Origin of the sequence: Liquorilactobacillus satsumensis DSM 16230 = JCM 12392 (genome assembly GCF_001435195.1) — a bacterium.
Lineage (GTDB): Bacteria > Bacillota > Bacilli > Lactobacillales > Lactobacillaceae > Liquorilactobacillus > Liquorilactobacillus satsumensis.
In genome coordinates, this window is sequence record NZ_AZFQ01000049.1 from 1 (window position 1) to 14,965 (window position 14,965).

The following is a 14,965-nucleotide window of genomic DNA, read 5'->3' on the forward strand; positions in this document are numbered from 1 at the left end:
TTTGCTATGAGTAATTCGAAGTTAGACGGAACATTTTGACTTATGGAACACGTTTACCCGGAATAAAAGAGGGGCTGTGACAAAATTTAACTTTTGTCACAGCCCCTAATTGTTCTTTCTCAATTATTTCACAGGAAAATTTTGTTTACATGCCTATTTTTCAAGATCAATTCTCTTACTAATGGCCCAAATAATTAACGCACCGGCAAGTACTGAAATAAACTCTCCAATTCCAACAGTCAAATACGTAGCCCAAAATGGTGCTTTACTGATGAAATAAAGCTCAAGTGCAACACTCCAAGAAGAAAAAGCACAAACTAATACGCTAATTGCTAATCTTCCAATACGGGAGTTTACATACCGACTAAGCAGATAACTAATACCTGTCATCATTAAAGTTCCCAAAGAACCAAAAATTACGTCCATTGCGCCTAGGCTTGACCACAGATTAGCAATCACACATCCAATTGTCAGTGCCCAAATATAGCGTTTGTTAAAAACGGCTAGGTTGTTCAGCATCTCCGATAACCGCAGCTGAATCGGACCATAGCTCCAAGAAGAAAAAGCAACTGTTAAAACAACATAAAGTGCCGCAACCAATCCGGACTTAACCAAACCGGCTGTTTTTTGATGAGTATTCTCCAAGTTGAAGACCTCTTTCTAGTTTTTTATTATGGTGGGATTTTCGCGAACCACCATTACACATCGCATTTGATTATATCAGATCCTAGAAAGAAGTGCGACACACTTGGAAAGCAATCCACACTACACCGCATTTTAACTTTGGTTCAATTGAGCTTAATGCTAATTACTTTTACTCAAAAGTGCTCCATTAAATGCATCAAACGTATAAGTTACGCCTTGGAGCTTCAGTTGACCATACTGCATCTGACCATTTTCATTGTAATAAACTGTTTTATGTTGATCAGCAATGTAAAAGAAGCCCGTCTGCATAGCACCATTATAGGTGTTAAAGTAATACCAGTGCCCGTTAATTTTTTGTTGCCCATATTGCATCTGACCATTTGAATTATAATAAACGGTCTTTTGCTGTGCTGGAATCTGCTGGAAACCCGTCTGCATGGCGCCATTGTAAGTATCAAAGTTATACCAGTGTCCATTAATCAGTTGCTGCCCATACTGCATCTGACCACCATTACCGTAATAAACTATTTTTTGTTGATCTGGTAAGTATTGCAGACCGAACTTTTGTGACCCAGTATAGGTATCAAAATAATACCAATGACCGTTAATTTTTTGTTGCCCATATTGCATCTGACCATTGCTTGCATAATAAACTAACTTATTTTGCGCCGCGAGGTATTGCCATCCCGTCTGCATGGCACCATTATAAGTATCGAAATAATACCACTTGCCGTTAATTTTTTGCTGGCCATACTGCATTTGACCATTGTCATTGTAATAGACTGTCTTGTTTTGCTCCGGAATCTTTTGGAAGCCAGTCTGCATGGCACCATCGTAAGTGTCAAAGTAGTACCACTTACCGTTGATGCGTTGCTGACCATACTGCATTTGACCATCTGAGTTATAGTAAACCGTCTTTTTTTGTGCTGCAATGTACTGGAAACCAGTCTGCATGGCACCATCATAAGTATCAAAGTAGTACCATTTTCCATTGATGCGTTGCTGACCGTATTGCATTTGACCGTTTGCGCTGTAGTAAACGGTTTTCTTTTGTGCTGGAATAAATTGGATCCCCGTTTTCATTGCACCATTGCTGGGATCAAAATAATACCATTGATTGTTAATCTTTTGCTGACCGTATTCCATGTTCCCTTGACTGTCATAATAGACAACCTTATTTTGAGCCGCAATAGTTACAAATGAGTTCTTGGCCTGCGCACCAGTTGTAGGATCAAAGTAGGTCCACTTGCCATTAATCAGCTGCTGGCCATAAACCATTCTTCCTTGGCTATCGTAATAAACGACCTTATTTTGCGCCGCAATCCACTTATATCCTGTTGCAGCTTTCCCGGTAGTCTCATCGTAATAGTACCAATGCCCATTAACTTCCTTTTGGCCGCTCAACTTGACCTGGTTGCCTGAAAGAATCGCCGCACCGGCGCTGTTATTTAAAAATCCGCTATATGAAATAGTCGCATCTAGATAACCATTATAGCCCGCAAGCTTAGTCTGTGAGCTATCTTGCCACGCACCATAAGACGTGTTCCTCAAATCACTTGCCTCAGGATGATATACATACTGTGCAATCCAGGTATGGTCTTTACCGACTGTCTCTGAAACTTCACTTAATTCAGGATATTCAAGACTCGCGTAAACACCATGATTAGTATAGCCAGCCTTGCTTAAAATATTCCAAAATGACTGCAATGATGTCCCTACACCTGCGTACTTAGTGGTGTCTTTTTCCATATCTGCAATAATCAACGTTAAATCTGAAAAGTTGTTGGCCGTCAAAACACTCTTTAAATAATCGGCTTCGGCCACCGCCTGAGCTGTAGAAGAAAAACGTGCAAAATGATAGACATCGACATTCAACCCTGCATTCACAGCTGCTTTAATCTGTTTAATTGCATAGGGGTTAGTGTAGTCATTGCCCTCAGTCAACTTAACAATTACTGTTGTGACACCTTTTTCTTTCAGTGTATTAAAGTTGGCTTGAGACATTTCACTTTGCCACGATGAAACATCAACCGCATCTACTCGTGGACGACTGGAATCTCCAATATTCCAACTATCAATCTCATTATCAGCAGCTAAAACTTTTAGTTTAGCGGACGTCGCTGCCTGATCCTTACTGGTTGTGTCACTAGTCTCAGTTGAAGTACTTTTATTTGTTACAGTATTAGCAGGCGTTTTCTGAGCAGCAGTCTGTTCAGTTGACGAAGAAGCTGCCACTTCGCTTTTAACAGCTGCAGGCGTTTTTTCAGCTGAACTGGAGACTGCAGGTGTATTATCTTGGACAGCTGTTGCTGAACTCGAGCTAGCGCTGGTTTTTTGCGTTACATCTGCAGCAGTCGTTTCACTTTGAGTTTGAGCTTCAACTTTAACCGCACTCGTTGTCGCTGTTGTTCCAGTTGCTGTTGTCTTGGAAGCAGCACTCGTGTCAGCGGTACTGCTACTACTGCTGCTTGTGCTATTACTTGCGCTGCTTTGGTCTGCTTGCGCACTTGTTGTCGCTTCGGCAGTTGAGCTGCTGCTGTTTGAACTTTGTGTGACGGTCGCAGCCGGTGCTGTTTGATCTGCTTGCACTGGTTGGGCGAACAATGCACCTGAAGTAAGTGCTAATGCAGTTACCCCCGAAACAACATAGCTTTTCTTACTTTTACGTGCCTTTTGTTCCCGCAGTAAGCGCTTCATCTGTTTAACTTTCAATTCTCTTCTCCCCTACCCTGTAATTTTTGAACTTTCCCTCTAGCTTGAAAGAATACCCTATAATAACTATCGGAATTTTTTTCTGTTTTTTAAGACTAAAAAAACGCCGAGTTGGATTCCCCCGACGTAATTTTAACAAAAATCAGTATAATATTTAAGCGCTTTTTAATTTTTTTATCAAGATTACACTATTTTTTTTAGAATTACTGCAAAATTTCTGTTAATTGCTGTAATTCCGCTTTCGAAAATGCTAAATTCTTAACAGCGCCTAAATCATCCTCTAGATGTTTAAGACTTGTTGTCCCAATAATCACACTCGCTACAACCTCATTGCGCAACAACCATGCCAGCGCCAATTGGGACAAGTTCTGCCCCCGTGCACTTGCAATCTTATTCAAAGCGTGCAGCTTCTGTTCGACTGCAGCAGTTCCGTTATCAAATACTGCTTGACTCGTACGATGAATCTTGAAGTCTTCAGGAATTCTCTTCAAATAGCGTGCACTTAAAAGTCCTTCAGCCAAAGGACCATACGCAACTAAGCCTTTTTTTGCCTCTTTCAAGGTCGCTAACAAGCCATCCTTTTCAACACTCTGATTTAACATATTATAAGAAACCTGGTTCACGGTAAAAGGAGTCCCTAAGTCTTTAAAGATCTCAACTGCACGTTTAGTTTGGGCACTATCAAAATTCGAAATTCCAATATAGAGCGCCTTGCCTTCACGGACAACCTGGTCAAGTGCCTGTAGCGATTCGAAAAGATCAGTCTGCGGATCAAAACGATGTGCATAGTAAATATCGACATAATCTGTTCCCAAACGTTGCAGGCTATGTTCGACTGACTGTAGAATTGATTTACGTGAGAGAAATTCCCCAAAGGGTCCGGGACCTGTCCGAAACCCTACTTTGGTAGTAATCACCAATTCATCACGATAGGGTTTCAATTCAGCTCGCAGCAAGTTACCCAATAAGGACTCAGCTGACCCCACTTCAGGTGAACCATAACGATCAGCGCAATCAAAGCTAAAGATGCCCCTGTCAAACGCCTGTAAAATTAAGTTCTTGCGCTCATAGTAAGGACTGCTACTGTCAAAATGATGCCATAACCCTAACGAAACAACTGGTAAGACTAATCCAGTATTTCCTACGCGACGTACTGGCAAATTGGAATATCTTTTCTCATTAGCTAAATACATACACTCATTCCCTTTCTGCAATTTTCAATTCAAACCATTTGGCTACTTGATACCCCTTCACTACTTGAAATGCTTAGCTAGTATGTTTTAAAACAAATTTTTCAATCACTTCAGCCACTGCACTATGATTATTGTCGCGTTTGGCAATATAATCAGCCACATCTTTAACAAACTGGCGTCCGTTTTGCACTGACACACCTAACCCTGCTTGCTGAATCATTGCAAGGTCATTGCTATTATCTCCGATTGCAATAATTTCTGCAGGTTTAATGCCTAGGCGTGTCCCCAATGCCAAGCTTGCCTTACCCTTATCAGCAGTCACAGGGTTAAATTCTATATAACGGTCCGAAGAAAAAGTAACGTTCAGCGGGAATGAAAATTGTTCATGCACAACCTGCTCGACTTTTTTTCTTTCTGCTCGCGTAGGAACACTGAAAAGAATCTTTACCAGCCTTTGTCCTCTCAATTGCGAAATATCCGGTTTATCCAGATCGATCCAACCGTTAATTCTACCTGCCAAGTAATCGATTTCATCTTGTTGCATATTCCAAATATAGAGCTTGTCCAAGGTGTAAACATGAACACAGTACTGTGCCTGTACCCCTAACTTGAATAAAGCCTCTACTTGAGCAAAAGGCATCTCATTGACCAGCAAAATGCGATTTTGATAATTTTCTACAACCGCACCGCCATTAAAAGAAATGACGTACGCATCCTTTTTCTGATACAAGCCAAGCTGTTGCAAATTATCCTGAACTGTCAGAAAGTTACGTCCTGTATTGGGGACAAAATAAACCCCTTGTTCAACCGCCGCCTTAATTGCTGCTGTATTTTCTGCAGTAATCTGCTTACTGTCGGTCAATAAAGTCTCGTCCATGTCGCACACTATCATTTTATACATTTCTTACCGCCATTCTTCTCTAATGTCTAAGCCGATTAACAATAAAAGTTACTAAAATTGCTAGAAAAACCACACCTGCAAACAAGGGTGCCGGAATCTCAATTCCAATCATTGGAATCGACAAGAAAAGTTTAAATGCAATCAATGCAATCAACGCATATGCCATAACTTCCAATTCAGGAATAATCTCCATTAACCTGATAATGATTTCGGCAATTCCACGCATACACAAAATTCCAATCATGCCTCCAATTAAAACAATGACCGGGTTGTTAGAGATCGCCAGTGAAGCTAGCACTGAATCGATTGAAAAAACAATATCCATTAACTCAATCGAGATAACTACTGACCAAAATAAAGGTAAAATCCGCTTGCGCCGAACCTTCTTTTTGGCAGCTGCTGGATATGCCATGTGATAGAAATGCATCACCGCCAAATACAGGAGATACCCTGCTCCTAAAACTTTAATCTCCCAGAAGTTGATTAAATACGTGCCAATTCCGATAATTAAAAACCGAAAAACATATGCTCCCCAAAGACCATAAAAAAGAGATTTTTCCTGCTCCTTTTTATTTGGCAACGCTTTGGTTTGAGCTGCCAGAACAATTGCATTATCCACGGAAAGCAGACATTCGATTAGTGCCAAGGACAAGATAACGATCCAGTCACTGCCAGATTCGATCACCGTTGCCCAATTGTGAACGTCAAAAAAAGGCCCGTATAGTTTTGAAATGATACCCAAAAAAGTATCTCCCCTCTAAATCAGTTAGTTAACACTTAAATTTTAGCATACAAAATTTCGTGGTGGAACAGCTTTATTTATGAATTTTCAGTTTAACGGCAAAGTAACATCTTCATCCGTATCCGCAGCTGCGGCTGGCTGCTTTTGGGGATATTTTCCTTGCAAATATCCTTTGATCAATCCATAAATTGCAGCGCGTTCCTTCCCAGATAGCAAATGCCCTTCAAGCACAAGCTGATTATTAAGTGCAAAAACATCCGATAAATCAAGAACTTGCGAATTTCGCCCCACCATAAAATCAAGTGAGACACCAAAAAAACGAGCTAACCGATAAACATCTAAATACGAGGGTGTATTAATTCCACGCTCCCAACTACCGATCTGTGGTCCAGTATTAGGCCGCTGACTTATTTTATCGTCCATCGTGTTCAACTTTGCGGCTAACTCCGCAAGTGTTAACCCGCGGCCAGTCCGTAATGCTTTTAATTGTTCTGGAAACATTTAGGTTCCCCCTTTACTTACATTAATATCTTATATCAATTATCATACTCTGTTTGACTTTTCACACCAAAGAAACAACATGTTATAATGATGGAAAAAAGAAGGATCGATAATTTTATGACAATTAAAGAACTTAAAATTCCACTAAATAATAATACTGTGGCAACTGTGACCGCTTATTTGCGCCCGCAGCTTTACGCGGGACAGACTTTTCCTGGATTAATTATTTGTGCAGGTGGGAGTTTCACACAGCTCTCTGAACGTGAAACAGTCGCAGGCGCACTGGCATACTATGCGCGCGGTTTCAATGTTTTCGCGCTCCACTATTCATTACTCGCAGACTATACCCCGCTTTATCCGCAGCCGCTTTATGAACTCGCCGCCACAATCGCCTATTTACGCAAAAATGCTGCTAAATTCAAGCAGCAACCGCATGCAATTGCAATGCTGGGGCTGTCTGCCGGGGGCCATCTTGTTTCCGCACTTGCCGGAACCTGGGCAACTGTTAAACTTGCTGAAGAAACACAACTAGACAACGAAGCAATTCGACCCAATGCACAGTTGCTCGCTTATCCTGTCACTGACCTTACGAGTGGCTGGCCAAAAGATTTTGCAGAAGTTAAAAAAATCACTCAAACTCCTGAACTAATTAACACCCAAAAATTAGTCAATCAAGCCACCCCGCCAACCTTCATCTGGAATTCACAAACTGATGCAGCCGTAGCACCTTCTAATACGCTTAACTATGTTGCAGCACTTGCCAAAAATAAAATTTCTTTTGAAGCGCATACCTTCTCATCCGGTCTTCATGGAACAGTCTTAGCAAATGAATTGACTGCCAGACCGCAAAAAGGCGCTGCTGATATTGATCCGCATGTTGCCACTTGGTTCGAATTATCACTCCAATGGCTTGCCCAAGTACTCCCAGCCGCAAAAGAACAAGACTAAAGCGCAACTGTCTCACCAGTTGCCAGCAGATAAAGATAACGTTTAGTAACCTTTTGACCCAAGATGCTTTCAAGCGCAAGGGCATAGAGATTGAGCTGGCCGCGATAGCGTTTCACAAGGGCTGCTTTTTTGGTTTCATCACCTGCTTGCAAGAAGTCAGTCTTATAGTCAAAAACCACAATTTCCGTGGGTGTACGCGCATAGCCATCAATAATCCCATGCAGTAAAATAGCATCTTTGGTAGCCGTTACTGGAAATAATTGTTCTGCTGAAATTAGGGCTGCAAACGGGACTTCTCGCTTTACTACCGTCTGCGGTTGCAAAAGCAGTTGCCCTAATGTTGTAGTAAAGAAATGCTGGACATTTTGCAAATTTACTTTCTGTGCAACGCTTTTGGTAATATTTCCTTGCGTGACCAGTTGTCTAAGTAGCTTTTTCAGCTCTGCTGCAGTCGGAGCATGTTCAAGCGCGACCCGGCGCAAGAGTTCATGGGTCGCTGTCCCTACCTGGGCACTCGTTACAGTCTCTTTTTGCTCCATGAATTCAGGAAGTGCAAACTCACGTTGGACAATTCTGTGACCACGTGTAGGTGTCTGCAACGCCCCAAAATCGTCCAAGTGCTGCAACTGGTCTTCATCTGGATCACCAAACAGCTGTTTAATATCAGAAACAGATTGGTAGGCGGTTGTTCTGGTCAATTCGAGCTGGGGATAATTATACTCTAACAGCTGCTTAGCCTTTTCAAAGGTCGCATTTGCTTGTGCAGAAAGGACCGGTTCCTGTTTTTGGGCTAATTTTTTAAACCAATCATGGTCAGCTGCTTGACTAGTCGATTGCAGCTCATCTGCCGCAACAAAGCTAATTTTAAAGCGGGCTGTATTCTTTTCTAAAGCCGGGACTGCTTTTTGGGTAAGACTAAACTGCTCTAGGCTCTGCTGGCGGCGAATCAAACACATCCCAATCCAATCCATAAAACTCTTTGCACCTTGACGTAAACTGCTATTCAAAGTCACAGTACTACTCTGAAAAGCTTTTTGCCACTTTGAAAGTGCTTCATCCCGGCTTTGATATGCTCCCACAAGGTAAAGCTGCTGTTCAGCGCGCGTCAAAGCCACATATAGCAACCGCATCTGTTCAGCTGCATTCTTTCTTTGCTGTCGTTCGTTGATTACCAGTTTGGGCAAAGTTTCCACCTTAACGCGTTCTGTGGGAGAAAGCCACGTAATGCCAATCCCCTCAGTATCATCAAGCAGGTAATCTTCACGCAAAGCCCGTTCGTTGAATTGGTGCGTTGTATCAAGTAAAAAAACAACTGGGAATTCAAGCCCCTTACTGCCATGAATTGTCATCACTTGCACCGCATTTTGTGTAACTTTCGAATTTGCTGCTGCAAGGTCCTTTTCTCTTTTTTGCAGTTTATCAATAAAGCGAATAAATTGAAAAAGTCCCCTAAAACTCATCTTTTCATATGCACTCGCCCGTTCATAAAGTGCATGCAAATTTGCCTGTCGTTGCGCGCCCCCAGGCATGCCGCCTACATAATCCAAAAATCCTGTGTCATCGTAGATTTTCCAAATCAAATCAGCCAGTTGATTCTGGTGTGCAAGCTTTCTTAACTCTGTCAGCATCTCCAAAAAACGGCTAATTTTTTCATAAACTGCATGCCCAAAGGGACCTTCTTTTTGCGGATCAAAATTAAGCCAAAAATGTTTAACTGCCTGATAATAATCACCGGTTTTTTCGTTAATTCGCAGGTAGGCTAACGCATTTTCTTTCAAACCAACGATTGGCGAGCGTAAAACACTTACTAATGGGATATCTTGATATGGATTATCAATGATCTTTAAGAAGGAAAGCATGATTTGAATTTCAGTTGTTTGAAAATAATTTTGTGCATCCTTAACATCAATCGGAATTCCAGCCTGCTGAAATTCACTCATAATTAATAAGTTATTATTACGCGTTGGTACTAGGAGCACAATATCGCTATATTGCATCAATCGTTCCTGACCCTGTTGCCGATCATAGATTGTTCTTTTTTGTGCTAACAGCTGTTTAATCTGCTGTGCTGTCAGCCTTATTTGCCCAGCCGCGGCACTCTCGGCCACAAAATGCTCGTCAAACGGCTCTAGCTCGTGGGTCGTCGTCTTCTCCTGAGTTCCTGATTCGTACAGTAAGATCTGCGTGGTCGTATTGAGTTCAGGGTAATAGGTTGCCCCATAGCGTAATTGTGCATTCTGATCGTAATCCAACCCACCGACCTGTTTGTCCATCAACTGCATAAAAATCAGGTTAGTAAATGCTGTTACATCTTTGACTGAACGGAAATTTTCTGCCAGCACAATTCGTTTTCCCTGACTATCATCATGAGCATACGCATGATATTTTTGCAAAAAGAGCGCTGGATCTGCCAACCGGAAGCCATAAATTGACTGTTTAACATCGCCCACCATGAACAGATTTCCTTTATCCGACTTAGTTAACAACTGCAGCAAGGTCTCTTGCAGCTGATTAGTATCTTGGTATTCATCAACTAGGATTTCTGAGAATTTTTGCTGTAAATCTGCACGTACTTGGCGTGCTTCTTGTGTATTAGTCTGTAAAATCTTTAGTGCCAGATGCTCAAGATCATTGAAATCCAACAAATGTCGCTGCTTCTTTTCAGCTGCAAAGGCGCGCGCAAATGTGTGCACTACCTGACCTAGTTTAGCAATCAATTTTTTAGAATCGAGCAAGATTGCCTTAAGCTGTTCTTCTTCTAATAAAAAGTAACGCTCGCTAAGTTCACTAACGATATTTTTAGCATGTTGACGCTGCGCCAACACTTCATCTTTAGCGGCTTTTTGAACTGGCTCTAGCTTTCTTAGAACGGGTGCCCGCTTAAAAGTAAACCCTTGGAAAGCAGCGCGTAATGTATTCCACGAACTCGTTGTTAATTGAGACTGTAACTGTCCCAGCTGTTTTTGATCTGCTTCTAAAATTTCCGTGAATTTTGGCAAAGCCGCTTGTGTGACAATTTCCTGAGCAGTTTGCAGCTCTGCTACGGCCTGTTCCAATTGTTCTTTGAACACCGGCAGCAGCTTTTTTTGATACAGCTCTCCAGTTGTTAGTGCTCCTTCAGTCTGATAATCAACCGCTAATTGTTTCAGCCATTTAGACGGAGCCGCTTTGGCATTGGAAAAATCAAAGGTGCGAAAAACCAATGCAGTCAGCCCTTCATCACTACGGTCATTGGAAAAGTTCTGCGTTAGCTGTTCGAAGACAGGATCATTTTGGCTATAGAATTCCTCACGAACTGTGTCCCAAACATCCTCACGCAATAACTCACGTTCTGTTTCATCACTTAGCAAACGAAAAACAGGATCAAGCCCAATTAGATAATAGTAACTCTGAATCAAGTGCAGACAAAAAGCATGCAACGTACTAATATTAGCTGTGTTCAGTTTTGTCAGTTGTGTGACAAACCACTGTTTCTTTGCACTTGAAGCAGTGGCAATCTCTTTTTGAAGTGCTCCTTGAATGCGCTCACGCATCTCAACCGCTGCAGCATCCGTAAACGTTACAATCAGCATCCGATCAATCTCAATCCCGGTTTGAAGATGATGCAAGACCCGCTCCACCAGCACCCGTGTTTTACCTGAACCCGCTGAAGCTGAGACAAGAATGTTCGCACCCTTTTCCTGAATAGCGCTTTTTTGTGCAGGAGTAAAATTAATCTTTGCCATTTGTTCGTCCCTCTCTTTCTGCCTTCAATGCCCTTAGAATTTCCTGAGGTGTTGCTGTTGGGAGCAGCCGATAATTATTTTCCGGTAACATTGCATCGAATTGAAAAATTGATTTAAAAGGCGAATATTGCAGTGCTGTCCGTTTGTCAGGCCATTGAACAGGATTGAGTGCATTTTCCCCGGCAAAAATCCGTGCAGCTGCATGCTGAATCAAGGTTTCATTATGCTGCAACAAAAGCAGCAGCTCATCCATTGTTACCAACTGATGTCGCTGGCTGCTACTGGAGTTAAAGGCCCCCTGCTTGTTTTTCTTGAATGGATATATTTTAGAATGACCGCTGTTATCCCCATCCAAGTCTTGGTCTAATTGCTCCAAAAGTTCCGGCTGTGCTACAAGTAACCCATCATACTTATTCGCTTTTAGCCAAGCATCTGCTTGCGATTGTTTAAGCAACTGCTTCATTTGCAATTTAGGATTATACAGATGCATATAAAGTGCACCTGCGGGTTTAACATTCTGATCAGCTGCAATTAAATCAAGATTTTTCAATAAAGCATCGAGGTAGGTCAACATCTGCAGCGAAACCCCATAGAACGCATCCCGAAAATCAAATTTATGTGTACTCGACTTGTAATCAACGATTCCCAAATATAAGCCGTCTTTTGTCTTGATTTGATCAATTCGGTCTATCTTCCCACGCACGTTGACTTTCCGTGCATGCGGTAAGTCAAATTGCAACGCCCTTAAACCCTCTTCAGAACCCACGTGTCCAAATAAAACTTCAGTTTGCTGTGGCCTCATTTGACTACGCGTACTTTGTTGGCGCAGCGCCCAACTAATCTGACGCACTGTCTTTTCTAATTGGCGGCTTAAATACTGCATGCGCTTTGAACTATTAAGAATCTGAAATTGCGGCAACTTTAACATCTGTTCTACAATTCCTTTAAGCTGTGTGTTCAATTCTGTTGCCGAAAGTTCTGCTAGATCAAGCTTCTTTTGATTTACTGCTTTAACTAGCGAATCGAGTGCTAAGTGAAAAAATTCGCCTGTATTGGCCGGTGACAACTCAAAAACATCACGTTCTTGCAGCTTTAATCCATACTTTAAGAAATATGCATACTCATTGGCATAAAATTCTTCCAACTTCGAAATTGAGGTGTTAATCGTCTTTCCATATAACAATTCAACCGTCTCTGGCCGCAATTTTTCGGGAACATTGCGATAATCCAAGCTGGCAAACAATTTTTTGGTCAACAGTGCACTCTGTGTGTCTGTACTTAAAAATTGATATAATTTCTGCCAAAAAGCCGGAAGAAGCTGCTGCTCTTCTTTGGCTTGGCGGCTAATATCCAATAGATAAGAGAGCGTTGTCCGTTTAGTTCCAACGTATTGCTTTAAGATTGCACTGTCTTGTTCGCTGAGCTGCGGCGGTGCTCCTAAGTGTTCATAGGATAATGCAAAATACTGCCGCAATCTTTCAAGATAGGGTGATGGTTTTAATGCACCACTACCATCGCTACTAAGCGGATAAGAAATAAAAAGCACATCGGAACTGCTCATAAACGCCAGATATGCCAAAAAAGGTTCGGCTGCTAATTGCTGTTCAGCTTCCTCATTTAAAAATTGGTCTGCTGCAAGTACCGGTGCTAGAAAAAGCCGTTCATCATCAGATAGAACTGTAGTTGCACTAACTCGGTCCGGCATAACCGTATCGGTCGCTCCAATCAGAAAGGTCACCTTCCGATCATTCATTTGAACCATTCCTGTTTCAGAAACAATTACCTGATCCAAGGTCGAAGGAACTTGCCGATATTCAGCACCTTCAAAACCGCTTTGAAGCAATTCACTGAAAAGTTCAATCTCAAATTTGCGGTCTCCCAAAGTCACTACATACTCATCCAAAAGCTGGCAAAAAGTATTCCAGGTCTCTTCTGGACGGGCTGCTTCTGTCAGATTACCGGCTGCCAGTTCCTGGTCACGCCACTCATAAAGCCGCTTCACTATCCCGTTTTCCACTAGGAAATTGCACAAAATAGCAGCTCCTTGGCGTCCTGTTTCAGCTGCTGCCATTTTTTTAAAAAACGGCGGTAAAATTTTCTTAATAAAATGGCGAATGCAATTTACTTTTTTAGTCTGTTCTTCTTCAAATTCTGTCCGAATTCCAGTATCAGCGGTAGAGAACCGATAGTACTCCCAATCATCTGCTTGCAACCAGCGTTTGCCTTCATAACCAAATTTTAAAATCAAATTCTCAGTTACATCAAGATAATCACGAAAATTGTTGATTGAAAGTTCCTTACCGTCTTCTTGCGGCAATAATAATTCAGTTTTTAACAACCGCATCATATCATCATAGCGATAATAACGCCGTTGTACCGCAAATAAGGCACTAATAAATTCTACCAGCGGATGATCGCGCATCTGTTTTTGAAGATCAATAAAAAATGGGATCTCAAACTGTTTGAAAACTGGACCAATTACATCCTGATACAAATCTAAATGGCGCGTTATCACTACAAAATCGTGATAGTGATACCCCTTAAAGGCAACCATTTGGCGCAAACGTGTGGCAACTGCAGCAACCTCATGATAGCGATCAGTAGCCGCACAAAAATGCAGACCAGTTGTGACAGTTTCTTTCTTCTCTTTTCTGGGAGTCATCCGACTCGAATCAATCCAGTAGTCTTCCAGTTCACGCAGGGTAGCATTCTCAATTCTCCTTGTGCCCGCAAACTTATCCGTTAACAACGGAATCTTTTCCTTGTGAGCAAACTGTACTAATTTAAAATACAGTAACCCAGAGCGCCGAAATAACTCATAGGGCGCAGGGGGTTGTTCTACATAGGGACGATCGAGTACAAGTGAGACCAAAACCGCTCCTGCTTTTTTGGTCAAAGTCGTCACCAACCGCAACTCGCTCGCAGTAAATTGCGTAAAGCCATAAATAAAGAAGTAACTGTGCTGCAAGTCCATCTCACCCAAGGTCCGTGCTAGTTCTTCCAAGATAGCTGCATTATCTAAGTATTTTCCCATAGTCTGTTGTGTATAGTCTGCATATATTAAAGCAAGGTCGTGGAGCTTGGCTTGCAGTTCTGCTTTAGTTTGCGACTCAAACGCAAATTGGGCAACATCTTCTCCGGTGATACACCCTCTTTGGAACTCTTCTAGTTGTGTTCTTAATTGACTTACAAAGCCTAGCTGAGCCTGTTCGCTTTTAAAGATGGTCAATTCATGCTGGTGGCGTTGGAGAATATCTTGAATAATCATATTCAAGCCAGCTTCCGAAATCCGCGGAGTTTGATAAAAAGGAGTCTCTTTAAGAAAGTACCAAGCCAAACGTGAAAACGAGAAAACTTGGACAGCATTTTCAGCAAACAATGTTGTTTGCTCTTTTTGCAAAGCCTGAAGTTGTCGCAACACCTTGACCTCGGAAGCAAATTTGATATGATTAGGCACCAAAAAGTAGAATTTCCCTTGTGGATCCTTTTTTCTTAAAGCAACTAACTGTGTGAACAACTCTTTTTGATGATTGAGCGATGCTTTCCCTAAAATAAAACCTAAACTCATCTACCAAAGCCCCCCGTTTCATTTAAACTT

General features: G+C 41.9%; 9 protein-coding genes. 1 reads left to right on the top strand and 8 read right to left on the bottom strand.

Annotated features, from left to right (window positions below):
* Positions 1-153: 153 nt before the first annotated feature.
* The 6 genes from FD50_RS07865 to FD50_RS07890 all read right to left on the bottom strand — a co-directional run bounded on the left by FD50_RS07865 (position 154) and on the right by FD50_RS07890 (position 6,694).
* Entirely contained in the window at positions 154-645 is a 492-nt protein-coding gene (locus tag FD50_RS07865) for a QueT transporter family protein (RefSeq protein WP_054756978.1), read from the bottom strand.
* A 159-nt stretch (positions 646-804) separates the two neighbouring features.
* The gene (locus tag FD50_RS07870) at positions 805-3,357 is read right to left on the bottom strand and encodes a GH25 family lysozyme (protein ID WP_056961044.1); all 2,553 of its coding nucleotides are present in this window, start codon (positions 3,355-3,357) and stop codon (positions 805-807) included.
* 203 nt (positions 3,358-3,560) lie between these two features.
* Positions 3,561-4,550, bottom strand: a complete 990-nt coding sequence (locus FD50_RS07875; protein ID WP_056961045.1) for an aldo/keto reductase — start codon at positions 4,548-4,550, stop codon at positions 3,561-3,563.
* Positions 4,551-4,623: 73 nt separating this feature from the next.
* On the bottom strand, positions 4,624-5,451 hold the full coding sequence (locus FD50_RS07880) for a Cof-type HAD-IIB family hydrolase (protein WP_056961046.1): 828 nt from the start codon (positions 5,449-5,451) through the stop codon (positions 4,624-4,626).
* 19 nt (positions 5,452-5,470) lie between these two features.
* Positions 5,471-6,193: a TerC family protein gene (locus FD50_RS07885; protein ID WP_056961047.1), complete on the bottom strand. Its 723-nt coding sequence runs from the start codon at positions 6,191-6,193 to the stop codon at positions 5,471-5,473.
* Between the two features lie 87 nt (positions 6,194-6,280).
* On the bottom strand, positions 6,281-6,694 hold the full coding sequence (locus tag FD50_RS07890) for a helix-turn-helix domain-containing protein (RefSeq protein ID WP_056961048.1): 414 nt from the start codon (positions 6,692-6,694) through the stop codon (positions 6,281-6,283).
* Positions 6,695-6,811: 117 nt separating this feature from the next.
* Between FD50_RS07890 and FD50_RS07895 the strand changes: the two genes are divergently transcribed.
* Positions 6,812-7,642, top strand: a complete 831-nt coding sequence (locus tag FD50_RS07895; protein WP_056961049.1) for an alpha/beta hydrolase — start codon at positions 6,812-6,814, stop codon at positions 7,640-7,642.
* On the opposite strand, the gene addA is transcribed toward FD50_RS07895, so the two are convergent.
* Positions 7,639-11,367 (bottom strand): helicase-exonuclease AddAB subunit AddA, encoded by a 3,729-nt coding sequence (gene addA, locus FD50_RS07900; protein ID WP_056961050.1) that lies wholly within the window; start codon positions 11,365-11,367, stop codon positions 7,639-7,641. The genes FD50_RS07895 and addA overlap by 4 nt on opposite strands.
* Positions 11,354-14,935 carry a PD-(D/E)XK nuclease family protein gene (locus FD50_RS07905; RefSeq protein ID WP_056961051.1) on the bottom strand — a complete coding sequence of 1,194 codons (3,582 nt, stop codon included), beginning with the start codon at positions 14,933-14,935 and terminating at the stop codon, positions 11,354-11,356. The genes addA and FD50_RS07905 overlap by 14 nt, the downstream gene beginning before the upstream one ends.
* Positions 14,936-14,965: the final 30 nt, after the last annotated feature.